We start from the raw sequence: 23,886 nt of genomic DNA, 5'->3' as shown, positions 1-23,886 counted from the left end.
TTTCCGATCGATCCAAGGACTCCTCATGCTTCCCCTGCGTCTGCGCAATACCCTGTCCGCGCTACTGTTCTCCGCCGGCGCCCTGGCCGCCGCACCCAGCCATGCGCTGGACGACGTCACCGTGGCCCTGGCCATTCCAGCCGCCGTGCACGACGGCGCCCCTTATGCGGCGGCCGAGGCGCTGGGCCTCTTCAAGGAAGCGGGCCTGAGCGTGAAGACCGTGGTCTTCCAGGGCGCCGGCCCGCTGCTGCCGCAAGTGGCGGGCAAGCGCGTGACCTTCGGCTATCCCACCTCCGAGCCGGTCATTTCCACCTATATCCAGGGCAAGGATGCGCTGCCCTTGAAGTACGTCTACAACGGCGTGCCGGCCACCACGATGGAATTCGCGGTGCTGGCGGATTCGCCCATCAAGACGCTGGCCGACCTGAAAGGCAAGAAGATCGGCGTGGGCGCGCTGACCTGGGGCACGATCCCGGGCGGCCGCGCCGCCCTGCGCACGGCAGGCCTCACGCCGGGACAGGACGTGAGCTTCGTGGCCGTGGGCGCGCTGGGCGCGGGTTTCCAGGCCCTGCGCAATGGCACCGTGGACGCGTTGAACTTCAACAGCAGCTGGCATGACCAGCTGGAATTCAGCGGCACCAAGATCCGCCGCATCGCCTATCCGCAGGTCTTCCAGGAAACGGCAGGCAACGGCTTCATCGCGCACGTCGACACGCTGAAGGAACAGCCCGACCTGATCCGCCGCTTCGGCCGCGCCTATACCCAGGCGCAGGTGGTCTGCGAAACCAATCCTGCCTTCTGCGTGCGGGCCTTCTGGCAGCAGAACCCTTCCACCAGGCCGGATGGGGACGAGGCCAAGGCCCTGGCCGATGCCGTGGAACTGCTCAGCCGCCGCTTGAAGCGGGTGCTGTACACGCCTGACGGCCAGCGCCGCGTGCCCGGCGAATACAAGCTCGACGCCATCCAGCGCGGCATCCAGGCCATGGCCGACGCGGGCGAGTATCCGCACGCCAACGTGCCGCTGGACCAGATCTTCACCAACGATTTCGTGCCCGCCTTCAGCGATTTCGATCGCGACGCGCTGGTCGCCCGAGCCCGGGCGGCGAAATAGCGCGGCGGCGGGTGTCGCGCCCGCCGCATTCTTCCCAGGACCTAGCCCCATCATGCAGAACCCGTTCCTTCATCCTCTTGCGCGCGCCGGCGTGGCCGCGCTGGCCCTGTCCTGCGCCGCCGCGGCGCACGCCAAGGACACCGTCACCATCGCACTGGGCATTCCGCTGACCGTGGCCAGCGGCGGCGTCTATGGCCTGGGCAAGGACCTCGGCTATTTCGACGAAGAGAACATCGAGGTCAAGACCATCGTCTTCCAGGGCGCGGGCGCATTGCTGCCGCAAGTGGCGTCCAAGAAGGTGACCATCGGCCTGCCGCTGCCCGAGCCGGTGCTGGCCAGCCACGAGACCGGCAAGACGCCCTTGCCCGTGCGCTACTTCTACAACACCATTCCATCGAACGAGCTGGAGCTGGCGGTGCTGGCGGACGGCCCGATCAAGACCATCGCCGACCTGAAGGGCAAGAAGATCGGCGTGGGCGCGCTGACCTGGGGCACCATCCCCTCGACGCGCGCGCTGCTGCGCCAGGAAGGCCTGACGCCCGGCAAGGACGTGGACATCGTCGCCGTGGGCGTGCTGGGGTCGGGCTTCCTGGCCCTGAAGGAAGGCCGCGTCGATGCGCTGAACTACAACAGCACGTGGACCGCGCTGCTGGAACTGACGGGCACCAAGGTGCACCGCCTGCCGTATCCGCCCATCTTCCAGAAGATCAACAGCAATGGCTTCGTCACGCACGAAGACACGCTGCGCGACAACCCCGAGCTGTTGGCCCGTTTCGGCCGCGCCTATACCAAGGCCGTGATCGCCTGCGACGCCAACCCGGCCCTGTGCGCCGAGACCTTCTGGAAATACCAGCCCGAGGCACGCCCCAAGGACACCGACCCGAAGAAGGCGCTGGAAGAGGCCGTGGTGCTGGTCAAGAAGCGCATGAACAGCACGCTGCGCACGCCTGACGGCCGCGACCGCGTGGCGGGCGAGTTCGACCTGCCGGTGATCCGCGAGTTCGTGAAGGCCATGCATGCCGCCGGCGAGTTCAACACCGCGGACATCCCGGTCGAGCGCATCTTCGACAATTCGCTGGTGCAGCAGTACTCGCGCTTCGATGCCCAGGCCGTGCGCAAGCAGGCCCAGGCCCAGGCGGTGCAATGAGTGCGTCCGTTCCCGCGACAGGCGCGCCGATGCTGCGCACCCGGTCGCTGTCGCTCAGCTACCGCACGCGCCGCGGTGCCATCGAGGCCTTGCGCGACGTGAACCTGGCGGTGGCGGACGGCGAGTTCGTCACCATCCTGGGGCCGTCCGGTTGCGGCAAGTCCACGCTGCTGAAGCTGGCGGCGGGCCTCATTGCGCCCACCTCGGGCAGCATCGAGGTGGCCGGCGCGCCGGTGCGCGGACCGGGCGCCGACATCGGCGTGGCCTTCCAGAAGCCCACGCTGCTGCCCTGGCGCACGGTGCTGGACAACGTGCTGCTGCCCACGCACACGGTGGGCGACAAGACCCCCGCCAGCCGGGCACGCGCGCTGGACCTGCTGGCGCTGGTGGGGCTGCGCGATTTCACCGACAACTATCCCAACGAATTGTCGGGCGGCATGCAGCAGCGCGTGGGCCTGGCCCGCATGCTGCAGCGCGACCCGCGCCTGCTGCTGATGGACGAGCCCTTCGCCGCCCTGGACGCCATGACGCGCGAGACGCTGACGCTGGAGCTGCAGCGCATCTGGATGCGCGACCGCAAGTCGGTGCTCTTCATCACGCACAGCATTCCCGAAGCCGTGCTGCTGTCGGACCGCGTGCTGGTCATGTCCACGCGGCCGGGCAGCGTGGTGGAGGACTATCGCGTCGACCTGCCGCGCCCGCGCACGCTGGACACGCTCTCGGACCCGGCTTTCGTCGCTGCCACGCAGCACCTGCGCCGGCATTTCTCCGCGCCCGCCGCGCAGGTGCCGTCCGATGAACCGGCACGCGCCACGCTGTGAGACCGCCATGCAACGCCTGACCTCCATTCTTTATCCGCTCATCACCCTGGCCGTCGTGCTGCTCGTCTGGCACTTCAGCGTCGTGCTGCTGCAGGTGCCCGACTACATCCTGACCACGCCGGGCGCGGTGCTGCGCACGCTGTGGTCCTATTTCGTGGACGGCAGCATCTGGCGCCACATCGGCTATACCGTCAGCGCCACGCTGATCGGCTATGTCATCGGCAGCACGCTGGCGCTGGTGCTGGGCGCGCTGCTGGCCGAGTCCCGCACCTTCGAGAAATTCGTCTATCCGCTGCTGATCGCCATCCAGGCCACGCCCAAGGTCGCGCTCGCGCCGCTCATCCTGGTCTGGTTCGGCTTCGGCATCGCCTCCAAGGTGGTGCTGGTGGTGCTGATCTGCTTCTTCCCGCTCTTCATCAACACCATCGTCGGCATCCGCCGCGTGGACCCCGATCTCATCGATGCCTGCCGCGCCTTCAAGGCCTCGCGCTGGTATGTGTTCCGCCACGTGAAGCTGCCGGGCGCGGCCAGCGACATCTTCGCCGGCCTGCAGATCGGCGTGGCGCTGTCGCTCATCGGCACCGTGGTGGGCGAACTGGTGTCCTCCGAGGCGGGCCTGGGCTATCTCATCGGCTCGGCCGCGGTGAATCTCAACGTGAGCACCATGTTCGCCGGCGTCATCCTGCTGGCGGCCTTCGGCATCACCGGCTCGCAACTGGTGCGCTGGCTGCACCGGCGCGTCGTCTTCTGGGAGGCAGGCCGTGCCGCCGACACTCGCGCTGACACCTGAGCCGTCCTTGGCCGATGCCCGCGCCCAGGCGCGCCGCGACCTGGCCGCCTGCCATCGCCTGGCCGCGCGGCATGGCATGACCGATCTCATCTACACGCACATCTCGGTGCGCGTGCCGGGCGAGCCGGAGCAGTTCTACATCAATCCCTTCGGCCTGCTGTTCGAGGAGGTCGATGCGGACACCCTGGTCACCGTGGCGCCGGACGGCACCGTGCTGGACGATCCCACCGGCCTGGGCATCAACCGTGCCGGTTTCGTCATCCATTCGGCCCTGCACCAGGCGCGTGAGGACATCGCCTGCGTCATGCATACGCATACGCTGGCCGGCGTGGCGGTGTCGTCGCTGCGCGACGGCTTGCAGCCCTACACGCAGCATGCCGCGCGCTTTCACCGCCGCCTGGGCTATCACGACTATGAAGGCGTGGCCGTCGACCTGGACGAGCGTGCGCGGCTGGTGCGCGACCTGGGACCGCATCACGCGCTGGTGCTGCGCAACCACGGCTTGCTGACTTGCGGGCAGTCGGTGGGACAGGCGTTCGAGCGCATGTACTTCCTGGAATTCGCCTGCCAGGCGCAGTTGCGCATCCAGGCCACCGGGCAACCTGTCGCGGCACCCGACCCCGATGCGCTGGAGCGCGCCGCGGCGGTGTTCGAGCGTCCGGACGGCCGCGCCGGCAAGCTCGCCTGGGCCGCGCTGCTGCGCGACCTGGACCGTCACGATCCTTCCTATCGGGGCCGCGCCGCGGCGGCCTCTTCCTTCAACCGGTCCGCCAAGCCCATTCCTTCCCTTTCCCCCGTGGAGTCATCATGAGTTTCCTTTCCTCTCTCAAGCGCGCGGCTGCCGCCGCGCTGGTGCTGGGCCTGGCGGCTGCCGCCGTGCCCGCGCACGCCCAGAAGATCCGTGTCGGCTATTGGCCCAGCGGCCTCACGCTCGGCTACGGTTCGGTGCTGGAAGCCGGCAGCTTCTTCAAGGACCAGGGCCTGGATGTCGAGTATGTGCATTTCTCGGACGTGAACGGCCCCACCCGTGCCATCGCCGCCAATGCCATCGACCTGGCTTTCGGTTCGCCCGCCGCGGGCGCCTTCGCCCTGGCAACCGATGGCGTGCCGGTGAAGATCATCCTGGCCACGCAGCCGGCCAACGTCGCCTTCGTGGTGCCGGAAGATTCGCCCATCAAGTCGCTGGCCGACCTGAAGGGCAAGAAGGTCGGCATGTCGCCGGCAGGCAGCTCCACCGCCACCATCGCCAGCGCCGTGCTGGCGGGCAATCACGGCATCCAGGAAAAGGATTTCTCGCTGGTGCCCGGCAACGAGGCGCGCCTGGTGCAGTTCCTGGCCCAGAAGGAAGTGGACGCAGCCGCGCTGCGCAACGTGACCGTGGCGCAGATCAAGGACCTGAAGGTGCGCACGCTGTCGACCTTCGCCGATGAGTGGCGCACGTTGACCAAGAGCGACGCCGCGCCATACAACGCCGTGGGCGTGGTGCGCAGCGAATACCTGCAGAAGAACCCGGACGCCGTCGTGCGCGCCATCGTCGCGTTGCGCAAGGGCCTGGAGTATGGCCGTGCCAATCCGGCAGAGGTCGTGAAGACCGTGCAGAAGGCCGCCAACCTGCCGCAAGCCGATGCCAAGGTCTTTGCCGACCTGTGGGACGAGAACTACCGCGTGTCGCTGGCCGAGCCCGACCAGAAGACGCTGCTGCGCGAGTTCGAGATCTTCAAGGCCAATGGCACGCTGAAGGGTGACCTGCCGGCCGGGGCGCTGGATCCGGTGCCGTATGAGAAGGCGCTTCAGGTGAAGTAAACCCGGAGTCGGCCCGCCCCCCTTAGGAAGAGGCGCTGCGCGCCTCCTTTCGCCTCTAGGCACAAGGTCGTCGTTTGATTTGCAATCGCGCCCGTTCAGCAGCCTGTTGCAGCCGTTCGCCCAGCAACGCGCGTGGTGGCAGTGTCGTCAGGTATTCGGCGACGTGGATGCCTGATCTATCCAACTCCAACAATTCGATTTGTTCGCGCTTTTTCCCGGTACAGAGGATGATGCCGAGCGGCGCAGCCTCGCCTGGTTCACGTTCGTGCTTGTCGAGCCACCGTAGATAGAGTTCCATCTGGCCTTTGTATGCGGGCTTGAATGGACCAACCTTGAGCTCAACGGCAACCAGCCGACGAAGCTTGCGGTTGTAGAACAATAGGTCAAGGTGGAAATCCTCATCATCGACCTGGATGCGCTTCTGCCTGGCCAGGAAGGAGAATCCCGCACCCAGCTCCAGCAGGAAGGATTCCATTTCCCGAATGATCGCGGCTTCCAGGTCGCTTTCCCGCCAGCTGTCCTGCAAGCCCAGGAAGTCGAGTATGTAGGGGTCGCGCATGATCAACGAAGGCGACATTGGCTGAGTATGGCGCAAGGATTGCAGCTCTTCTGCAATCGCCTCTTCCGGTTTGCCGGAGAGAGCGGTGCGTTCATACATCATTGAGTCGACACGGTCGCGCAATGTGCGGACACTCCAGCGTTCGTCCCCTGCGATTTGCGTGTAGTAATTCCGCTGCATCGGATCCTGGATTGGCAGAAGCAGCACGAAGTGTGACCAGCTCAATTGTCGCGACAGTGTCGCGACAATTGATTCGTCCGGGAACGTGACGGCGAATTTGACCATTCGTCGCAGGTTCTTTTCCCCGAAGCTTCGGCCATAGTCTCGCGTGAGTTGCCCGGACAGCATCGATAGTGTCTCCGCGCCATATCCCGCCCGCTTGCCCTCCAGAACATCCGTGTGGATCCGATGACCAATCCGCCAGAATAAAAGTGTCAGCTCCGCGTTGACAGCGGAAGCGGCACGGTGCTGCGCCGCATCGATCAACGCTCGGATGTCCACCAGCAGTCCAACGTTCGCGATGGATCGCTGGGCAGGAGATTTCTGCTTTGCCATGTCTCGGCCTTGCCGTGAAACGATGAGGCAACATAGCGCGGGCGCCTTGTCATTGCAGGATGATTCGAGATTCTTTTGTCCTTGTGCAGAGAAAAAAAAGGCCGATCGACATGCCGATCGGCCTTCACGCGCCAGGTGGGAGAACCGCAGCGCGAAGCTTTGTCGTAAGTCAGGCCGCCTGGCGCGCCCGCGCCGCCACGGCGTCCTTCAGGAAGTCCAGCACGCCCGCCCACGACGCCTGATTCGCGCGATGGTTGGCCAGCGGCGTGCCGCCGCCGGTCAGCACGATGCCCGACACCGGGTGCGGCTTGGCGATGCGCGTGGTGGGCACGCCCGGCGCCTGCAGCGCGTGGCCGGCCTCGGGGTAGTCCAGGTGCGTGACGGCATGCGGATGCTGGGCGCGGGTCAGCGTGCGCGCGACGTCTTCCGCGTAGCGGGAGGACGGCCAATAGCCATCGTCGCCCGCCGACAGCAGCAGCACCGGTCCGGCGATACGCTCGACCGGGATGCGCGCGCGTGCGACCGCCGCGACATCGCGTTGCGCATCGACGAAGGCCTGGGCCTGGCGGCGCGGCTCGGGCAGGCTGTCGATGGCCGACCAATCCTGTGCGGCGTTCCCTTCCCACACATGCGCCACGGCATCGCCGCCACGTGTCCAGGCGGTGGCGAAACGTCCTTCCTCGGGTTTGCCGGCGTTCAGCACGCCATGCACCACGGAGCTGGGCACATAGGCCACCACGGCCGACACGGCTTGCGGATATTCGCTGCCCAGCAGCAGCGACAGTTCGCCGCCGCGCGAGATGCCGCTGACCGCGACGAAATCCCAGGCGGGGCGCACGGTGGCGCGCAGCCAGGCCAGCGCGCGTTCGAAATATTCCAGCGGGATGCCCGACAGGTGGTCCGGCAGGCCCGGCGCGCCGAAGTAGCCCAGCGCCAGCGCGGCATAGCCGTGCGAGGCGAACAGCGCCGCGCGCGCCTCGTTCACGCCGCCGCCCGAGCCGTTCAGGAAGACGATGGCCGGATGCGGGCCGGGCGTGGCTGGCGTGAACAGCGCGCCCACCAGGCCGTCCTGCGACAGCGGCGTGCGCACGACGCCTTCCGCGGCGTGGCGCTGCACCAGGTTCGCGGTGGCGCGCGCGCCGTGTTCGCCCTGCGCCTGCAACACGACGGTGATGGCGCCGGCCAGGCCCTCGGGCGCGGGCACGGCCAGCGAGTCCTCGCCCGGCTGGGGCAGCCAGGCCTGCGACCATATCGGGCCCTGGCCGTCCACGCCTGCATAGCTGCCCGACACGGGCGCCTGCCGATCCAGGTCGATCGCGCCGCGCGCGTCGGCCACATAGGTGTTGACGCTGCGCCATGCGCTGCCGTCGGCCTGGCGCGAGCGCGCGGTCAGGCTGACGTGTTCGCCCGGCGCGAAGCCGGACAGGACGATGTGGCGGGGGGTGTCGAGGAGGCCCACGGCGGGCACGACGGAAATGGCTGCGGACATGCGAAAATCCAATGCAAGGAATGAACCCCTACGCTATGCCCTGGGGCCTGCAGGGCAAACGATTTTTCCGCGATAAGCTTGTGAGGCACGGCATTGTGCGGCGCGCCTCCGCGGCCAATACAAAAAAAATTCAATGAAACTTCAAATTATTTTCCGGCTATTTTTCCTATAAAGACGGGTTCTCATCTTTCCCTCGTGGAGTCCCCGATGTCCCTGCTGCTTCCCACCACCATCGTCGGTTCCTATGCCCAGCCCGATTGGCTGATCGACCGCAAGCGCCTCGGCGAGCGCTTCCCGCCGCGCGTGCGGGCGCAGGAATTGTGGCGCGTGGCGCCGGAGTGGCTGGAGCAGGCCCAGGATGACGCCACGCTGCTGGCCATCCGCGACCAGGAGGCGGCCGGCCTGGACATCGTGACCGACGGCGAGGTGCGCCGCGAGAGCTACTCCAATCGTTTCGCCACCGCGCTGGAAGGCGTGGACCTGGACAACCCCGGCACGGCCCTGGACCGCAGCGGCCATCCCAACCCGGTGCCGCGCGTGGTGGGCAAGATCCGCCGCAAGCATGCGGTGCAGGTGCGCGACGTGCAGTTCCTGCGCGCCCACACCGACCGCCAGATCAAGATCACCGTGCCGGGTCCGTTCACCATGGCGCAGCAGGCGCAGAACGACTTCTACGGCTCGCTGGAAGAGATGGCGATGGACTATGCGGTGGCCGTCAATGCCGAGATCCAGGACATGTTCGCCGCGGGCGCGGATGTCGTGCAGATCGACGAGCCCTATATGCAGGCGCGCCCCGACGCCGCCCGCGAGTACGGCATCCGCGTGCTCAATCGCGCGCTGGAGGGTGTCACCGGCACCACCGCCGTGCATATCTGCTTCGGCTATGCGGCGGTCATCCACGCACGTCCCTCGGGCTATTCCTTCCTGCCTGAGCTGTGCGAGTGCAAGGCCTGCCAGATTTCCCTCGAAACCGCGCAGTCCAGGCTGGATTGCTCGGTCTTGGAAAAACTGCCCAACAAGCAGATCATGCTGGGTGTGCTGGACCTCTCGACCAACGAGATCGAGACGCCCGACGAGGTGGCCGCGCGCATCCGCCGCGCGCTGCCGCACGTGCCGGCCGAGAATCTCATCATCGCGCCCGACTGCGGCTTCAAGTACCTGCCGCGCGAGGTGGCCTTCGGCAAGATGAAGGCGATGGTCGACGGGGCGAGGCTGGTGCGCGCCGAGCTTGGCGCGCAGGCCTGAGGAGACCGAGGAGACAATGATGCGCAGCTTCGCAACGCTTGCAGCCGGCGCCCTGGCCGGCTTGGCTTTCTCCGTGGCCGCGCCGGCCCAGGACAGCTATCCCACGCATCCGATCACCATCGTCGTGCCGGTGCCGCCGGGCGGCATCGTCGACATGGCCGCGCGGCTGGCCAGCGAGCCGCTGACCACGGCGCTGGGGCAGCCGGTGGTCATCGACAATCGCACGGGCGCCAGCGGCAACATCGCCTACGGCATGGTGGCCCATGCACAGCCCGATGGCTATACGCTGCTGGCTTCGTATTCGATGTATCACGTGGGCAATCCGTCCATGTTCTCGGCGCTGCGCTGGAAGAAGGAATCCTTCACGCCGGTCGGCATGGTGGCGGTGGCGCCGCACGTCGTCGTCGTGCACCCGTCGCTGCCGGTGCACAACCTGAAGGAGCTGGCCGAGTACGCGCGGGCCAATCCAGGCGAATTGAACTATGCCTCGCAGGGCAGTGGTTCGGTGCCGCACGTGGGCACCGAACTCTTCAAGCAGCTCACCAAGACCGAGATGACCCACGTGCCCTACAAGGGCTCGGGGCCGGCCATCCAGGATGTGCTGTCCGGCCGCGTGCAGCTCTTCATCACCACGCCGCCGTCGGTCATGGGCCATGTGCAGCAAGGCAAGCTGCGTGCCATCGCGGTCGCGGGGCGCGAGCGCCATCCCATGATCCCGGACGTGCCGACCTCGGCGGAACAGGGGTTCGAGGGATTCGAGCTGGATGCCTGGGTCTCGCTCTTTGCGCCCGCCGGCACGCCGGATGCCGCGATCCGCAAGCTGAGCGCGGCCCTGAAGGCAGGCCTGGACAAGCCCGCCACCGTGCAGAAGGCCGCGGGCGCGGGCGTGCAGGTGCGCTACCAGTCGCCCGAGGAACTGGGCAGGACGGTCGAGACCGATACGGCGTACTGGTCGAAGGTGATCACGTCGGCGGGCATCGTCGCCAACTGATGGGGCTGGTCAGGGACGCGGTTCCAGGCCCAGCATGTCGGCCAGCCCGATCGACGCGGGCGGACGGACGAGCCGGATGTGCTGCTCCAGCGCGCGCAGGTGGGCGTCCATCTCGGCCACGGCCTGCGCCACCTTGCCTTGCTCCAGATAGCTGACGACCCGGGCGTGCTCGTCGTGCTCGCAGGTGGCGTTGCCGGGCGGCTGGAAAATGGCCACCACCAGCGAGCAGCGCGAGATGACTTCGTTCAGGTAGCGCTGCAGGATGGGATTGCGTGACAGCTCTCCCAGGCGCTGATGGAAGGCGCTGGCCAGCCGCGCCCATTCCGTCTGGGGGGAGTCGTGCATGGCGCGATGTTCCGCACGCAACTGGCGCCGCAGCGACGCGAAGTCGGCGCGCGTGGCGTATTGGGCCACCAGCGGCAGGATGGCCGCCTCGAGCTGGCGGCGCGCCTCGAAAAGCTGTCCCACCTCTTCCTGGCTGGGCATGGCCACCATGGCGCCGCGGTTGGGCCGAAGCGTGATGACATGGTCGTGCGCCAGCCGTTGCAGCACTTTCTGCACCACCGAGCGCCCCACGCCGAACAGCTCGGAGAGCGCCGCTTCCGGCAGCTTGGTGCCGGGCTTGAGCCGCTGGCTCATGACGCTGCTGACCACGGCGTCATAGATGCGGCGTTCGATCTCGTCACCCGAGGCCGCCGTTGCCGCCGCGTCGCCAGTCAATGCCACGGGCCGCAGCTTCGGCCGGCCGCGTGGCGCGGCTGGCTGCGCGCGGCCAGCCTTGGCTTGCGCCGCTGGCGGCGTTGGCGCGGCGACGGCCTTGCGCTTGCTGGCAGGCGCTGACGCTGGCGACGACGAGGAGGCTTTCTTCATGAAACCATGAGGGGTGGGCAGGCTCGCTATTGTGCCATCGCTTCGTCGCGGTTCGTGGACGCGGCTGTGCCCAGGGCGCCAAGGCGCCGGCCCAGTTCGCAGGCCAGGCGGATCAGCGCCTGGTCGCTGCCCGCCGGGCCCATGATCGACACGCCATAGGGCAGGCCGTCCGCGCCGAGAAAGGGGATGCTGACCTGGGGCAGGCCGGCGATTCCCGCCAGCGAGGTCATGCGGAACGTGCGCATGCGGGCCTGGTCCACCGTGTCGGGCTGCGCGTCGCGGCGCAGCGCGGCGCTCGAGGCCGACGGCAGGATGGCAAAGCGCGTCTCGCCGAGCTGGGCACGCAGCGCCGCCCGCAGGCGTTCTCGCAAGGCATCCGCCTGCGCGGCCGCGTCGGCGCCGATGGCCGCCGCCGCGCGCCAGCGGCTGTCGACGGCGGGCGCGAATGCCGGCCGCTGACGGGTGATCCAGTCGCCGTGCGTGCGCCAGGCATCCCAACCGGACACGGTGATGTAGGTCTGGCGCCAGGTTTCCAGCGATGACTCGGGCGCTCGCGCGCCTTGCACGGGAATGCCCAAGGCCGCAACCGCCGCGGCAACGCCGTCGATCAGGGGAAGGAACGCGGCATCGGCCTCCTCCTGCGTGTCGGCCAGGAGCAGCGCGCCCTTCCAGTCGCGGTCGGGCTCCGCGTCCAGCAGGACGGGCGCCACGCGCGCGAACACGTCCGCGTCCCGCGCCAGCCAGGTGGTGGTGTCGAACATCGGCGACAGCGGCACCAGCCCCTGCGCCGGAATCCGGCCGTGCGTGGTGCGCAGGCCCCAGAGCCCGCAATAGCTGGCCGGCACGCGCGTGGAGCCGCCGGTGTCGGTCCCCAGCGCGAGGTCGCACAGGCCGGCAGCGACCGCCGCCGCGGATCCGCTGGAGGAGCCGCCCGTGACGCGGTCTGGCGCGCGCGTGTTGTGCGGGGCGCCGTAGTGCAGGTTGTCGCCGTGGATGCTGTAGGCCAGTTCGTCGGTCACCGTCTTGCCCACCAGCGTGGCGCCCGCGTCCAGCATGGCCGCCACGGCAGGGCTGTGCGCCCGGGCGGGCGCGTGGGAGGCCAGCCAGGCGGGGTTGCCCGCGCCGGTGACGTGGCCGGCCACGTCGAAGAGGTCCTTCGCGGCAAAGCGCAGGCCGTCCAGGACGCCGCTGGCGGACGGATCGAGCTGGAAGCGGCCGTGTGGAACCCAGGCGCCGACGGCGTCTTCGGGCGGCAGGGGGGGCGTGGCGCTCATGATGGGGCAGTCCTTACAACGGAAAAAGGGTGTCGACGTGGCGGTGGATCTCTCCCGGCGTGGTGAACCACACTTGTCCGGGCGCGCGGTGGGCGGCGATGTGGGAGAGCGCTCGCCGCAGGTGGCGCAGGCGATAGGGCTGGCCGACCAGATAGGGGTGCAGCGCAATGCCCATGACCAGGGGCTGGCGCTGCGCCTGCATCAGCATTTCATCGAAGTTGTCGATGATGAGCTGGGCGAAATCCTTGCCATCCATCTGGCGGGCCACGATCATCGGAATGTCGTTGACCTCCTGCGGATAGGGCAGCGACCACAGCGTGCCCTGGCGTGTCCGCACGCGCACGGGCTGGTCGTCGTGGCACCAGTTCAGGGTATAGCCATAGCCGGTCTCGGCCAGCAGGTCCGAGGTGCGCGGCGACTCGGCGATCCAGGGCGACAGCCAGCCCCGCACCGGCTGGCCGCCAGCCTGGTACAGGCGGGCTTGGCAGTGGCGCAGCAGTGCGCGTTCGTCGTCCTCCGCCATGCTGCCCTGGTGCTCGGCGTTGGTGTGTCCGTGGCCGATCAGTTCGTCGCCACGGGCAACGCACGCTTCCAGCAGTTCGGGGCAGTGGTCCAGGATGGCGGTGTTTGCGATGATGCCGGCAGGCAGCGCAAGCGCGTCGAACAGTTCCAGGCAGCGCCACGCGCCCACCCGGTTGCCATACTCGCGCCAGCTGTAGTTCAGCACGTCGGGTTCGCCGATGCTGGCGCCCAGCTTGGCGCCCATGCCTTCGCCCCAGGCGAAGTGCTCGATGTTGAAACCCAGGTAGACCGCCAGCTTGCAGTCTTGCGGCCAGGCGTAGTGCGGCCTGCGGGTGATGGGCGTGTAGTCGTAGCGGTCATGGTGGCGCAGCGGGCCGTGGTTGCGGCCCGCCGGGTCGGAGGGGCTCATGGCTGCGCCCCTTGCGCGCGCGACAGCATCCATTCCGCGCTGTCGTTCCACACATCCATTTCGACGATCAGCCCCCCGCGCAGCACGTACCGGTCGACGTAGCGGTTGCCTTCGAAGGGCGTGCCGTCCAGCCATTCCCCATACAGCGTGCCGCGGTTGTAGACCACGGCGGATTGCGGCGTGGCGCCGACCACGACATCGGTGGATTCGAAGCGCTTTTTCACCCAGCGGTAGCGCGAAGCATTGAAGGCGGTGCACTGTGCTGGGTCGTCCATGGCCCGGCCGCCGGTGAAGCGGATGCGCAGGTCGGCCGCCACGTAGCGCCGCGCGCCTTCGGGGTCGGGTTTCATGAGGACGGTCAGGTAGGTGTCGACGATCTTGCGCGCCGCATCCGCGGCATCGGCAGCGTCGCTCGATATTGGTGCGTCATGCATCATTTCTTCCCTTGTTTGCCTTGTTGTGGTGCGTCGCTGCGGGCGGTTCGCGGCTGGGCTTGCGAATGGCGGCGCGCTTGGATGAAAAATTTTCGTCGACAAAAAATACTATTTATTGTCGACAATAATAGTGATTGATTGGGTTCAAAAAAACAAGATTCATGTGTGCAATGCGCGTGCGAAAAAAATTGGCACGCCATTTGCTTGGGTTCGGGGGCCTGGCGGCGCATCCGCCTGCTCGTCCATCGATCTCCTGGGGAGAACTCCATGTCCAGCTTCACCCGCCGCACTTTCCTGTCGCTTGCCTTCGCCGTGCTGGGCCCGAGCCTGACCGCGGGCGCCCAAGCCGCCGAGCCCATCAAGATCGGCCTGATCACGGCCTTGTCAGGCCAGTCGGCCCTGGCCGGAGAGTCCCTGACGCGTGGCATCCAGGTGGCGATAGACGAGATCAATGCGAAAGGCGGCCTGCTGGGCGGCCGCCCCGTGCAACTGGTGCGCCGCGACGACGAGGCCAATCCCGCCAAGGGCGTGGTGGCGGCCCGCGAGCTGATCTACAAGGAAAAGGTGGCCGTCATATTCGGCGGCCTGGATACCCCGGTGTCCATGGCCGTCGTGCCGCTGGTCAACCAGGCGAAGATGCCGTTCATGGGCGCCTGGGCGGCGGGCACGCCGATCACCAAGAACGGCGCGGAGCCCAACTATGTGTTCCGCGTCTCCGCGGTCGACGAGATCGTCGACCAGGCCATGGTCGATTACGCCCAGAAGACCTTCGGCACCAGCAAGTTCGGCCTGATCATGGTCAACAATCCCTGGGGCGAGTCCAACCAGCGTGGCTTGGTGGCGGCGCTGTCGGAAAAGGGCATGCAGCCCGTGGGCAGCGAGAAGTTCGAGGGCAGCGACGTCGACGTGGTGCCCCAGCTCAGCCGCCTGCGCTCGGCCGGCGCCGATACCCTGTTCCTGGTCGGCAACGTGGGCCCGTCGGCGCAGGTGGTCAAGTCGCTGGCGCGCATGGGCTGGAAGGTGCCCGTGGTGTCGCATTGGGGGCCGGCCGGCGGACGCTTCACCGAACTGGCGGGGCCGGGCGCCCGGGACGTGCATTTCGTGCAGACCTACAGCTTCTTCGGCAAGCAGTCGCCCGTGGGCGAGAAGGTCGTGGCGGCGCTCAAGGCCAAGTATCCGGACATCAAGGGCCCCGAGAACATCACGCCCGCCGTGGGCGTGGCCAATGCCTATGACGCCATGCAATTGACGGCGCTGGCCATCGAACAGGCCGGCTCCACCGACGGCGACGCGATCCGCCAGGGGTTCTACAAGATCGGCACCTACGACGGCCTGATCAAGACCTACAAGCAACCCTTCACGGCGACGGTCCATGACGCCCTGAACAAGGACGACTACGTCTGGGCGCAGTTCATCGACAACCGCATCCTGCCCGTGGGCATGGCGCAGTAAGCCGGCGAAGAAAAGGGGAGGGCTTCGATGGAACTGCTGGCTGCGCTCATCAGCGGGCTGGGACTGGGCAGCATGTACGGTCTCATGGCGCTGGGCTTTCACATCACCTACTCGGTGTCGGGGACCGTCAACTTCGCGCAGGGCAGTTCGATGATGCTGGGCGCGGTGCTGTGCTTCACCTTTGCCCAGACCCTGGGCTGGCCCATGCCCCTGGCCATCCTGCTGGCCCTGCTGTTGTGCGCCGCCTATGGCGTGCTGGTGGAAGTCATCGCGGTGCGGCCCTTCGCCAGCCGTGATTCGAATGCCTGGCTGATGTCCACGGTGGCCCTGGGCATCGTGCTGGACAACGTCGTCATGCACACCTTCGGCAGGGAGCCGCGCAGCCTGCCGTCGCCGCTGGCCGACGCGCCGGTGGCGCTGGGCGGGCTGGGCCTGGGCATCTATCCCTTGCAGTTGCTGATTCCCGTGCTGGGACTGGCGCTGGCCGCCGCGCTGCACGCGGTGGCGCGCCGCACCCGCTGGGGCACGGCGCTGCTCGCGGTCGTGCAGAACCGGGACGCGGCGCGCCTGATGGGCATTCCCATCAAGCGCGCCATCGCGGCCGCCTTCGCCCTGTCCACGCTGCTGGCCGGGGTGGCGGGCGTCCTGATTGCCCCGTTGTTCAACGTCAACGCGGACATGGGAACGCTGTTCGGCCTGAAGGCTTTCGCGGTCGCCATCCTGGGCGGCATCGGCAGCGCCTGGGGCGTGATGCTGGCCGGCCTGCTGTTCGGCGTGGCAGAGGGCCTGGTGACCGTCACGCTGGGATCGAGCCACACGCAGATCATCACCTTTTCGCTGGTGATCGTGGCCCTGGCCTGCAAGCCAAATGGCCTCTTCGGACGTGCCGAGGTAAAGAAGGTATGACGACCGCATTGCATCGGAGCAAGTCCGCCGGCCAGGTCCGGCTGCTGGTCGCGACGGGCGTGATCGCCGCCGTGGGCATCGCGCTGAGCCTCACGCTCAACACCTACTATGCCTTCGTCCTGGCCAACATCGCGCTGATCGCGGTGGTCGGGATCGGCTTGAACGTCCTGCAGGGGCTTACCGGCCAGGTGTCCTTCGGGCACGTGGGTTTCTATGCGATAGGCGCCTATACCGTGGCGATCCTGACGACCAAGGCGGGCTGGGGCTTCTGGCCCGCCTGGCTGGCCGGCATGGTGCTGGCCGGCGGGTTGGGGACGCTGCTGGCGCTGCCGGCGTTGCGGGTCAAGGGGCCCTATCTGGCGATGATCACCATCGCCTTCAGTTTCATCGTCCAGCATGCCGCCGTCGAGCTCAGCGGCCTGACCGGCGGGCAGAGCGGCATCATGGGGCTGCAGCCGCCCGTCCTGTGGCCGGGGCTGGGGCCGGAGCAGACCATCGCGGTGCTGGGCATCCTGCTGGCCGCGCTGCTGACATTGGCGTATGCCCGCCTGTCACGCGGCGCCTGGGGCGCGGCAATGCGCGCGGTCAAGGACAGCGAAAGCGCGTCGGCCTCCATCGGTCTGAACCCCCTGGTGATCAAGACCGTGGCCTTCACGCTGTCGGCCGCGGCCGCGGGCCTGGCCGGCGGCCTCTTCGCGCCGTTGTCGGGCTTCGTCGTGCCCGAGACCTTCAGCTTCATGCAATCCATCCTGTTCGTGCTGGTGGTCGTGCTGGGCGGCGCGGGTTCGGTGGCGGGCCCTATCGTGGGCGCGCTGGTGGTCGGTGCGTTGCCGGAGCTGCTTGCCTCGCTGGAAGCCTATCGGCTGCTGTTCTTTGGCGCGATGCTGCTCGTGGTGTTGTGGGTGGCGCCGGAAGGGATCGTCGGCATGGTGCGCCAGGTGTGGCGCCGGCGGGGGCAGGTTGTGGCCATGGCGCCCGAGACCGTCCCGGAAGGCGCCGCGCTGGCCCGGCGCCCGCGCGCGCGACTCGTGGCGAAGGGCCTGGGCATGGCGTTCGGCGGCGTGCGCGCGGTCGCGGAACTGGACATGCAGGTTGCAAGCGGCGCGGTGACTGCCCTCATCGGTCCCAACGGCGCGGGCAAGACCACCGCCCTGAACATGCTCAGCGGCTTCTACCGGCCCAGCACCGGCGGCTTCGACCTGCTTGGCGCCAGCGGCAGCCAGCCGCTGGCGGGCCTGCCGGCGTTCCGCATTGCCCGCGCGGGCGTGGCGCGCACCTACCAGACCTCGCAGCTGTTCGGCAGCCTGAGCGTGGAAGACAACGTCGTGCTGGCCATGGGCCGCGGCAAGCTTGGCGGTTTGTTCAGCGCCGCCCGCCACGCCGATCCGGCGGCGCGGGCTCGGGCCCGCGCACTGCTGGCATTCTGCGGCTACCGTGGCGTCGCGAGCGCGCAGGCCGCGGGGCTGGCGCACGTGGACCGGCGGCTGGTCGAGATCGCGCGCGCGCTGGCCACCGATCCCGACGTGCTGCTGCTGGATGAGCCGGCCGCGGGCCTGTCGCGGGAAGACAAGGAAGTGCTGTCGGGCTTGCTGTCCCGTATCCGTGACGCCGGCGTGGGCGTGGCCCTCGTCGAGCATGACATGGCGCTGGTCATGGGCGTGTCTGACCATGTGCTGGTGCTGGACGCCGGCCGCCGCATTGCCTGGGGCACGCCGCAGGCCGTGCAGGCTGATCCCGCGGTGCGCCAGGCCTACCTGGGCGACGCCATGGCGCCTGCCCCGCGCCCGCCCCGGCCGGCAGGCGCACAGCCCGCGCGCGAATTGCTGGCGGTGGCCGACCTGGTGGCGGGCTACGGCGCCGACCCGGTCCTGCACGGCGTGAACCTGCAGGTGCGCAGCGGCGAAATGGTGGCGTTGCTGGGCGCGAATGGCGCGGGCAAGTCGACCTTGATGCGATGCCTGGCGGGCCTGCATGCCAGCCAGTCGGGCAGCATGCACCTGGACGGCCATGTGCTGGAGCGGCGCCCCGCCGAAGAGGTGGTGGGCCTGGGGCTGGTGCTGGTGCCGGAGGGGAGGCAGGTGTTTCCCGAACTGTCGGTCCTGGACAACATCCGCCTGGGCGGATTCCTGCACCCCGAGGATCGCGAGGCGCGGGTGCAGCAGATGCTGGACCGCTACCCGCGCCTGCGTGAGCGGCAGCATCAGCGCGCGGGGCTGTTGTCAGGCGGGGAGCAGCAGATGCTGGCGGTGGCGCGCGGCCTGATGGCCAAGCCGCGCGTGCTGCTGCTGGACGAACCCTCGCTGGGCCTGGCGCCGAAGATCATCGCCGAGCTGTTCGCGTCGCTCGATGCCTTGCGGACCGAAGCGATCACGATCCTGCTGGTGGACCAGATGGCCGGACTGGCGCTGGCCCTGGCCGATCGCGCCTATGTGCTGGAGAACGGCAGCGTCGTCGCGGAGGGGACGGCCGCCCAGATCGCCGCCGACGAAAGCCTGGCGGAGGCGTATCTGGGCGGAAAGGGCTGAGCGAGCACCTGGCCGTCGAATGCCGGGTGCGGCTTCAGGCCGCGCCCAGATAGGCCTTCTGCACCGACGGATCGGCGGCCAGGTCGTCGGCCTTGCCCGACAGCACCACCTTGCCGTGCTGCAGCACATAGGCGCGATCCGCCAGCTCCAGCGCCAGGCGCGCGTTCTGCTCCACGATCAGGATGGTGATGCCCTGGTCCTTCCAGCCGAACAGCACGTCGTAGACGAGGTCCACGAACTTGGGCGACAGGCCCATGGACGGTTCGTCGATGCAGACCAGCGTGGGGTTGCGCACCCAGGCGCGCGCCAGCGCCAGCATCTGCTGCTCGCCGCCGGAGAGCGTGCCGGCGGCCTGGTTGCGGCGCTCGGCCAGCCTGGGGAAGGCTTCGTACGCGCGCGCCAGCGAGGCCTGGATGGCCGCCTTTTCCTTGCGTCGCGGCCAGGCGCCCAGCAGCAGGTTTTCATAGACCGACATTTCCGGGAAGACCCGGCGGCCTTCGGGCACGCTGGCCACGCCGCGCTCGATGATGTCGGCGGGCGACAGGCCATCGATGCGCTGGCCGTCCAGCGTGACGGTGCCGCGCGTGGGCTTGACCAGTCCCAGCACCGACTTCACGGTGGTCGACTTGCCCGAGGCGTTGCCGCCCAGCACGGCCACGGTCTCGCCCTGGCGCACGTCGACGCTGACTTCGAACAGGGCCTGCACCGCGCCATAGTGGCAATCGATGCGGTCCACCGACACGCGCACCGGCGCGCCGGCGGCGGGGTTCACGACATCATCCAAGGTGGGCATTGGAGCGCTTCCTTCCTTCGCGAGGGTGGCCGATGTAGGCTTCGACCACCTCGGGGTGATCCAGGGCGTGATCGGGGGTGTCTTCCACCAGCACCTTGCCCTGGTTGAGCACGATCACACGGTCGGCGATGCGCCGCACCAGCGAGAGCTTGTGTTCGATGACCAAGAGGCCGATCTGCGGGAACAGCTTGGGCAGTTGCTCCAGCAGTTCCGTCATTTCGCCCGTCTCGGTGGGGTTCATGCCCGCCGTGGGCTCGTCCAGCAGCAGGTAGGCCGGACGCGAGGCCAGCACCCGCGCGATCTCCAGCCGGCGCCGGTTGGCGTACGAGAGGCTGAAGGCGGGCTGGTCGCGGCGCGGCCACAGGCGGTCGCCGAAGAGCTTGAGTACGTCCGCCGCCGCCGCTTCCTGCGCCGCGCGGCGGCGGCGCCAGAAGGGCAATGACAGCACCGCGCCGGCTGCTTCGCGCACCGGATCGAGCAGGCCGCTCTTGCCATTCGACAGCAATTGCATGTGCGTGCCGACCAGCACGCTGTCCCACACCGTCATGGCGGGGAACACGCGCGAGGTCTGGAAGCTGCGGCCCAGGCCCAGGCGCGCGATGCGCTCGGGCGGCAGGCGGTCGATGCGGCGGCCGTCCAGCGTGATGCTGCCGCTGCTCGGGCGGTCCACGCCGCTGATCAGCTGCACCAGCGTGGACTTGCCCGCGCCATTGGGACCGACCACGGCCAGGGTTTCGCCGGGTCGCAGGCTCAGGCTGACGTTATCGACGGCGCGCACGCCACCGAAGTCGCGCACCACCTTGTCCAGTATCAGGCCTTTTTCCATCATCGTGCTCCCAGCAGGCCTTGCGGCCGCAGGCGCAGGACCAGCAGCAGGACAATGCCATAGGCAATCAGGCGGTATTCACTGAAACCGCGCAGCAGTTCAGGCAGGATCGCCAGCACGAAGCCGGCCAGCACCGCGCCCGTGATGTTCCCCAGTCCGCCCAGCACCGCCATGGTCAGGGCCAGGATCGAGGTATCGACGTAGAAGCTCTCGGGGCTCACCACGGTCTGCGCATAGGCCAGCAGGCCACCCGCGATGCCGGCCAGCGCGCCGCTCAGCGCGAAGGCCAGCAGCAGATAGCGCTTCACCGGCAGGCCGGCGGTGTGCGCGGCCAGGCGGTCTTCGCGGATGGCGCGCCAGGCGCGGCCGATGGGCGAGGACACCACGCGTTCGGCCAGCACCAGGCAGCCCGTGACGATGGCCAGCGTCAGCCAGTAGCGCTGGCTGGCATCGGCGGGCGCCCAGCCGCCCAGCAGCCAGACCTCGGGGCGGGGAATGTTGAAGATCCCCATGGGGCCGCGCGTGACCGAGATCCAGTTGAGGAAGATGAGGCCGCCGATCTGGCCGATGGCCAGCGTGCCCAGCGCCACGGTGTGGCCCGACAGGCGCAGCAGCGGAATGGCGGCCACGGTGGCGACCAGGCTGGCGGATGCGGCCGAGGCCAGCAGCGTGGCCTCCATGGGCCAGCCCAGCGGGCGGGCGATCAGGCCCACCGCGTAGGCACCCACGCCGAAGAAGGCGGCGTGTCCGATGGACAGCACGCCAGCGGTCCCCGACGCGATGGTGACGCTGGCGGCCAACAGCGCAAAGACAAGGCCGTACAGCGACGCCTGGATGACGTAGGCCTGCGGCACGATCACCGGCAGCAATGCCATGACCGCCGCGGCGGCCACCAGGCCCCAGGGCGGCAGCGACCAGACGCGATTGGCGCCGCGCTGGCTGGAGGCCGAGGCGAGCAGGCTGGTGGAAGGCATGGCGCCCGAGGCCGCGCCCGCGCCGCCCAGCCCGGCCAGCGTGCGCTTGCCCAGCAGGCCTTGCGGGCGGACCAGCAGGATCAGCAGCAGCAGGCTGAAGGCGATGGCGTCGCGGTAGCTGTCGCCGACATAGGCGCTGGCCAGCGTCTCGGCGATGCCCAGCGTCAGGCCGCCCACGACGGCGCCGGGGATGCTGGCCAGGCCGCCGATCAACGCGGCGGCGAAGCCCTTCAGCCCGAAGGGCAGGCCCATCTGCGGGAAGACACTTTGGAAGTACAGCGCCACCAGGATGCCGCTGAGCGCGCCCAGCGCGCCGGCCAGGCCGAACGCGAACTGGCCCATGGTGGTGGTGCGGATGCCCATCTGGGCCGCGGCGTCGCGGTCCTGGGCGGTGGCGCGCAAGGCGCGGCCCAGCCAGCTGCGCGCCAGGAACACCGTGAGCAGCACGGTGACGGCCAGGCCGACGAAGAAGATCGTCAGGTCTGTGCTGGTGACGTAGGCGCGGCCGATGAAATAGGTGGTGTCGCCCAACTGCGCCGGAAAGGGCAGGGCATCGGGCGACCAGATGATCTCGGCCAACTGGTCGATGATGGTGCTGATGGCCAGCGTCGACAGGAAGGGCGCGATATAGGCGGCGTTGGCCAGCGGGCGCAGCGCCAGGCGTTCCAGCAGCACGCCCAGCAACGCCACGATGGCGACCGACACGGCGGCAGCGGCGATCAGCGGCAACTGGAACCAGGCAAGCGCCGAATAGGCGATGAAGGCGCCCAGCATGAACAGCGCGCCCTGCGCGAAGTTGATGATGTTGGCGACGCCGAACACCAGCGAAAAGCCGATCGCGATCAGGGCGTAGACCTGGCCGATGGCCAGGCCGTTCAGGACCTGGCTGAAGAAGAGTTCCATCCGTGTGTTCCCGGCAATGGCGCGGGCCCTTCAGTGCGAAGGGCCCGCTGGGGACTGCAGCAATCAGGGTGAGGCGATCAGTTCGGCTTGTAGAGTTCGTACTTGCCGTTGCGCACCTGCAGCAGCGTCGGAATCTTGTTGATTTCGCGCTGGGCATCGTACTTCGTCTCGCCGGTCACGCCTTGATAGGCGGGGCCGTTCAGCAGCGCGTCGCGCACCGCTTGCGGCGTGACGGGCTTGCCCGACTCGGCCACGCGGCGGATGGCGGCGATGCCGACGTTGGCGGCGTCGTAGGCGCGGGCCGACCACTGGTCGGGCGCCGAGCCGAACTTGGCGGTGTAGGCGTCCACGAATGCCTTGTTCTTGGGGTCGCCGGCGAAGAACTCGGTGTACAGGATCAGGCCTTCGGCCGACTCACCCGCCAGTTCCAGGTAGCGCGGATTGCTCAGCGTGTCGGGCGAGCCGATGGGCGTCTTCAGGCCGGCCTGGCGCAGCTGCTGCGTCAGCACGCCGCCTTCCTGGTAGTGCACGGCCAGGAACACGGCATCGGGGTTCAGCGACTTGATCTTGCTGACCAGCGGACGGAAATCGCGCGCGTTGGGCGCCACGGGTTCGAGCAGCAGGACCTTGCCGCCGGCCTGTTCGACCGCTTCCTTGGTGGTTTTGGCGACGAACTGGCCCCAGTCGTCCTGGAAGTAGGGGATCACGACCGTCTTGGCCTTGAGTTCCTTCAGGATGATGTCGGCATGCACCTTGGCGACCTGGTCCATGCGGTACACGTTGCGGAAGGTGTACTCGCTGGCCTTGGTGTAGTCGGGGTGCGAGGAGCTGGGGCTGATCTGCGGGATGTGGGCTTCCGACAGGGCCGGGGCCGCGGCCACCGAGGCGGTGGTCGAGAAGGTGCCGATGGCCAGCACGACGCCCGGCGTGGACGCGTATTTCTGGCCGATGGTGGCGGCTTCCTTGGGCAGGTTGCGGTCGTCTTCGACCAGCAGTTCCAACTTGCGGCCGCTCACGCCGCCTGCGGCGTTGGCCTGTTCCACGGCCAGTTGCACGCCGTCGCGGAAGCGCGTGCCGTTGGCCGCGACGTTGCCGGTCAGCGGGGCGAAAAGGCCGATCTTGAGCGGATCACCCGACTGGGCGGCGGCCGGCGAGGCGAAGGGCAGCGCCAGCGTGGCGGCCAGGGCGACGTGCGTGAGAAGCTTGAAGGAGCGCATGGAATGTTCCAAATCTAAAATAATCAATAGGAACTAAAGACTGCATTTCTTAGACGGGCAGGTTATCACCGGGCAGGCCCAGCCGCGCAATTGAATGGTCATATCTATATGACTGTTTTTCTTATATGAGGCCTGGCGATATAAGAAAACCGTAAGGTCTTCCCGGGGCAAGCGGCTGGCGCGGGGCAGGAAGACGGCAAGGGTAATCTATAATAAGAACCATTCCCATGCTGCGGTGCGCCGTCAGCGCCGCATCTCCCCTCGTTACTC

General features: G+C 68.1%; 21 protein-coding genes. 11 read left to right on the top strand and 10 right to left on the bottom strand.

The genetic code is table 11. The annotated features are described in order from the left end of the window. The first annotated feature begins 25 nt into the window (after positions 1-25). From ODI_RS21070 to ODI_RS21045, 6 genes are read left to right on the top strand one after another with little or no spacing between them, the layout of a single operon-like run. Positions 26-1,111 carry an ABC transporter substrate-binding protein gene (locus tag ODI_RS21070; RefSeq protein WP_067757360.1) on the top strand — a complete coding sequence of 362 codons (1,086 nt, stop codon included), beginning with the start codon at positions 26-28 and terminating at the stop codon, positions 1,109-1,111. A 52-nt stretch (positions 1,112-1,163) separates the two neighbouring features. Continuing rightward, positions 1,164-2,258 (top strand): ABC transporter substrate-binding protein, encoded by a 1,095-nt coding sequence (locus ODI_RS21065; RefSeq protein WP_067757358.1) that lies wholly within the window; start codon positions 1,164-1,166, stop codon positions 2,256-2,258. After that, positions 2,255-3,079, top strand: coding sequence for an ABC transporter ATP-binding protein (locus ODI_RS21060; protein WP_082985434.1), 825 nt, complete (start codon positions 2,255-2,257; stop codon positions 3,077-3,079). Before ODI_RS21065 ends, ODI_RS21060 begins: the two co-directional genes overlap by 4 nt. Positions 3,080-3,086: 7 nt before the next feature. After that, positions 3,087-3,869, top strand: coding sequence for an ABC transporter permease (locus tag ODI_RS21055; RefSeq protein WP_082985433.1), 783 nt, complete (start codon positions 3,087-3,089; stop codon positions 3,867-3,869). Continuing rightward, complete coding sequence (locus ODI_RS21050) at positions 3,841-4,680, top strand: class II aldolase/adducin family protein (RefSeq protein ID WP_074046834.1); 840 nt, start codon at positions 3,841-3,843, stop codon at positions 4,678-4,680. Before ODI_RS21055 ends, ODI_RS21050 begins: the two co-directional genes overlap by 29 nt. Beyond that, entirely contained in the window at positions 4,677-5,672 is a 996-nt protein-coding gene (locus ODI_RS21045; protein WP_067757345.1) for an ABC transporter substrate-binding protein, read from the top strand. The genes ODI_RS21050 and ODI_RS21045 overlap by 4 nt, the downstream gene beginning before the upstream one ends. A 55-nt stretch (positions 5,673-5,727) precedes the next feature. Here the strand turns inward: ODI_RS21045 and ODI_RS21040 are convergent, their stop codons facing one another. Next, entirely contained in the window at positions 5,728-6,786 is a 1,059-nt protein-coding gene (locus tag ODI_RS21040) for a PDDEXK nuclease domain-containing protein (RefSeq protein ID WP_067757342.1), read from the bottom strand. Positions 6,787-6,955: 169 nt separating this feature from the next. Further along, positions 6,956-8,275, bottom strand: a complete 1,320-nt coding sequence (locus tag ODI_RS21035) for an acyl-CoA thioesterase/bile acid-CoA:amino acid N-acyltransferase family protein (RefSeq protein WP_067757339.1) — start codon at positions 8,273-8,275, stop codon at positions 6,956-6,958. Between the two features lie 207 nt (positions 8,276-8,482). On the opposite strand from ODI_RS21035, the gene ODI_RS21030 reads away from it, so the two are divergent. Both ODI_RS21030 and ODI_RS21025 read left to right on the top strand, forming a co-directional pair. Beyond that, on the top strand, positions 8,483-9,520 hold the full coding sequence (locus tag ODI_RS21030; protein WP_067757336.1) for a 5-methyltetrahydropteroyltriglutamate--homocysteine methyltransferase: 1,038 nt from the start codon (positions 8,483-8,485) through the stop codon (positions 9,518-9,520). 16 nt (positions 9,521-9,536) lie between these two features. Continuing rightward, a complete protein-coding gene (locus ODI_RS21025) occupies positions 9,537-10,511 on the top strand; it encodes a Bug family tripartite tricarboxylate transporter substrate binding protein (RefSeq protein ID WP_067757333.1) in 975 nt (324 codons plus the stop codon). Positions 10,512-10,520: 9 nt separating this feature from the next. Here the strand turns inward: ODI_RS21025 and ODI_RS21020 are convergent, their stop codons facing one another. From ODI_RS21020 to ODI_RS21005, 4 genes are read right to left on the bottom strand one after another with little or no spacing between them, the layout of a single operon-like run. Beyond that, positions 10,521-11,381: a GntR family transcriptional regulator gene (locus ODI_RS21020; protein WP_082985432.1), complete on the bottom strand. Its 861-nt coding sequence runs from the start codon at positions 11,379-11,381 to the stop codon at positions 10,521-10,523. A gap of 26 nt (positions 11,382-11,407) precedes the next feature. Beyond that, positions 11,408-12,655, bottom strand: coding sequence for an amidase (locus ODI_RS21015; RefSeq protein ID WP_067757331.1), 1,248 nt, complete (start codon positions 12,653-12,655; stop codon positions 11,408-11,410). Positions 12,656-12,668: 13 nt separating this feature from the next. Then, positions 12,669-13,586 (bottom strand): polysaccharide deacetylase family protein, encoded by a 918-nt coding sequence (locus ODI_RS21010; RefSeq protein ID WP_067757328.1) that lies wholly within the window; start codon positions 13,584-13,586, stop codon positions 12,669-12,671. Beyond that, positions 13,583-14,020: a nuclear transport factor 2-like protein gene (locus tag ODI_RS21005; RefSeq protein WP_067757800.1), complete on the bottom strand. Its 438-nt coding sequence runs from the start codon at positions 14,018-14,020 to the stop codon at positions 13,583-13,585. Before ODI_RS21005 ends, ODI_RS21010 begins: the two co-directional genes overlap by 4 nt. A 267-nt stretch (positions 14,021-14,287) precedes the next feature. Here ODI_RS21005 and ODI_RS21000 point away from each other — a divergent pair, with 267 nt between their 5' ends. The 3 genes from ODI_RS21000 to ODI_RS20990 are packed head-to-tail and all read left to right on the top strand — an operon-like array spanning position 14,288 to position 18,903. Further along, positions 14,288-15,472 carry an ABC transporter substrate-binding protein gene (locus tag ODI_RS21000; RefSeq protein ID WP_067757325.1) on the top strand — a complete coding sequence of 395 codons (1,185 nt, stop codon included), beginning with the start codon at positions 14,288-14,290 and terminating at the stop codon, positions 15,470-15,472. 27 nt (positions 15,473-15,499) lie between these two features. After that, positions 15,500-16,378, top strand: a complete 879-nt coding sequence (locus ODI_RS20995) for a branched-chain amino acid ABC transporter permease (protein WP_067757322.1) — start codon at positions 15,500-15,502, stop codon at positions 16,376-16,378. After that, positions 16,375-18,903, top strand: coding sequence for a branched-chain amino acid ABC transporter ATP-binding protein/permease (locus ODI_RS20990; protein WP_067757320.1), 2,529 nt, complete (start codon positions 16,375-16,377; stop codon positions 18,901-18,903). Before ODI_RS20995 ends, ODI_RS20990 begins: the two co-directional genes overlap by 4 nt. 34 nt (positions 18,904-18,937) lie before the next feature. Here ODI_RS20990 and ODI_RS20985 read toward each other — a convergent pair whose 3' ends face one another. The 4 genes from ODI_RS20985 to ODI_RS20970 all read right to left on the bottom strand — a co-directional run bounded on the left by ODI_RS20985 (position 18,938) and on the right by ODI_RS20970 (position 23,616). Then, positions 18,938-19,696 carry an ABC transporter ATP-binding protein gene (locus ODI_RS20985; protein WP_067757317.1) on the bottom strand — a complete coding sequence of 253 codons (759 nt, stop codon included), beginning with the start codon at positions 19,694-19,696 and terminating at the stop codon, positions 18,938-18,940. Further along, positions 19,680-20,525 (bottom strand): ABC transporter ATP-binding protein, encoded by an 846-nt coding sequence (locus ODI_RS20980; protein ID WP_067757315.1) that lies wholly within the window; start codon positions 20,523-20,525, stop codon positions 19,680-19,682. Before ODI_RS20980 ends, ODI_RS20985 begins: the two co-directional genes overlap by 17 nt. After that, a complete protein-coding gene (locus tag ODI_RS20975; protein WP_067757313.1) occupies positions 20,522-22,399 on the bottom strand; it encodes an ABC transporter permease in 1,878 nt (625 codons plus the stop codon). The genes ODI_RS20980 and ODI_RS20975 overlap by 4 nt, the downstream gene beginning before the upstream one ends. Before the next feature lie 77 nt (positions 22,400-22,476). Next, positions 22,477-23,616, bottom strand: a complete 1,140-nt coding sequence (locus ODI_RS20970; protein ID WP_067757310.1) for an ABC transporter substrate-binding protein — start codon at positions 23,614-23,616, stop codon at positions 22,477-22,479. Between the last annotated feature and the right edge of the window lie 270 nt (positions 23,617-23,886).

It is taken from the genome of Orrella dioscoreae, assembly GCF_900089455.2.
GTDB classification, from domain to species: Bacteria; Pseudomonadota; Gammaproteobacteria; order Burkholderiales; family Burkholderiaceae_B; genus Orrella; species Orrella dioscoreae.
This window is presented reverse-complemented; position numbering and strand designations above follow the sequence as displayed.

Bases quoted from the DNA above. Each gene is read 5' to 3' on its own strand.
- ODI_RS21065 (WP_067757358.1), top strand. From the start codon at position 1,164: ATGCAGAACCCGTTCCTTCATCCTCTTGCGCGCGCCGGCGTGGCCGCG.
- ODI_RS21055 (WP_082985433.1), top strand. From the start codon at position 3,087: ATGCAACGCCTGACCTCCATTCTTTATCCGCTCATCACCCTGGCCGTC.
- ODI_RS21020 (WP_082985432.1), bottom strand. From the start codon at position 11,381: ATGAAGAAAGCCTCCTCGTCGTCGCCAGCGTCAGCGCCTGCCAGCAAG.
- ODI_RS21000 (WP_067757325.1), top strand. From the start codon at position 14,288: ATGTCCAGCTTCACCCGCCGCACTTTCCTGTCGCTTGCCTTCGCCGTG.
- ODI_RS21060 (WP_082985434.1), top strand. From the start codon at position 2,255: ATGAGTGCGTCCGTTCCCGCGACAGGCGCGCCGATGCTGCGCACCCGG.
- ODI_RS21070 (WP_067757360.1), top strand. From the start codon at position 26: ATGCTTCCCCTGCGTCTGCGCAATACCCTGTCCGCGCTACTGTTCTCC.
- ODI_RS21015 (WP_067757331.1), bottom strand. From the start codon at position 12,655: ATGAGCGCCACGCCCCCCCTGCCGCCCGAAGACGCCGTCGGCGCCTGG.
- ODI_RS21035 (WP_067757339.1), bottom strand. From the start codon at position 8,275: ATGTCCGCAGCCATTTCCGTCGTGCCCGCCGTGGGCCTCCTCGACACC.
- ODI_RS20995 (WP_067757322.1), top strand. From the start codon at position 15,500: ATGGAACTGCTGGCTGCGCTCATCAGCGGGCTGGGACTGGGCAGCATG.
- ODI_RS20985 (WP_067757317.1), bottom strand. From the start codon at position 19,696: ATGCCCACCTTGGATGATGTCGTGAACCCCGCCGCCGGCGCGCCGGTG.
- ODI_RS21010 (WP_067757328.1), bottom strand. From the start codon at position 13,586: ATGAGCCCCTCCGACCCGGCGGGCCGCAACCACGGCCCGCTGCGCCAC.
- ODI_RS21030 (WP_067757336.1), top strand. From the start codon at position 8,483: ATGTCCCTGCTGCTTCCCACCACCATCGTCGGTTCCTATGCCCAGCCC.
- ODI_RS21045 (WP_067757345.1), top strand. From the start codon at position 4,677: ATGAGTTTCCTTTCCTCTCTCAAGCGCGCGGCTGCCGCCGCGCTGGTG.
- ODI_RS20990 (WP_067757320.1), top strand. From the start codon at position 16,375: ATGACGACCGCATTGCATCGGAGCAAGTCCGCCGGCCAGGTCCGGCTG.
- ODI_RS21005 (WP_067757800.1), bottom strand. From the start codon at position 14,020: ATGCATGACGCACCAATATCGAGCGACGCTGCCGATGCCGCGGATGCG.
- ODI_RS20970 (WP_067757310.1), bottom strand. From the start codon at position 23,616: ATGCGCTCCTTCAAGCTTCTCACGCACGTCGCCCTGGCCGCCACGCTG.
- ODI_RS21025 (WP_067757333.1), top strand. From the start codon at position 9,537: ATGATGCGCAGCTTCGCAACGCTTGCAGCCGGCGCCCTGGCCGGCTTG.
- ODI_RS20980 (WP_067757315.1), bottom strand. From the start codon at position 20,525: ATGATGGAAAAAGGCCTGATACTGGACAAGGTGGTGCGCGACTTCGGT.
- ODI_RS20975 (WP_067757313.1), bottom strand. From the start codon at position 22,399: ATGGAACTCTTCTTCAGCCAGGTCCTGAACGGCCTGGCCATCGGCCAG.
- ODI_RS21040 (WP_067757342.1), bottom strand. From the start codon at position 6,786: ATGGCAAAGCAGAAATCTCCTGCCCAGCGATCCATCGCGAACGTTGGA.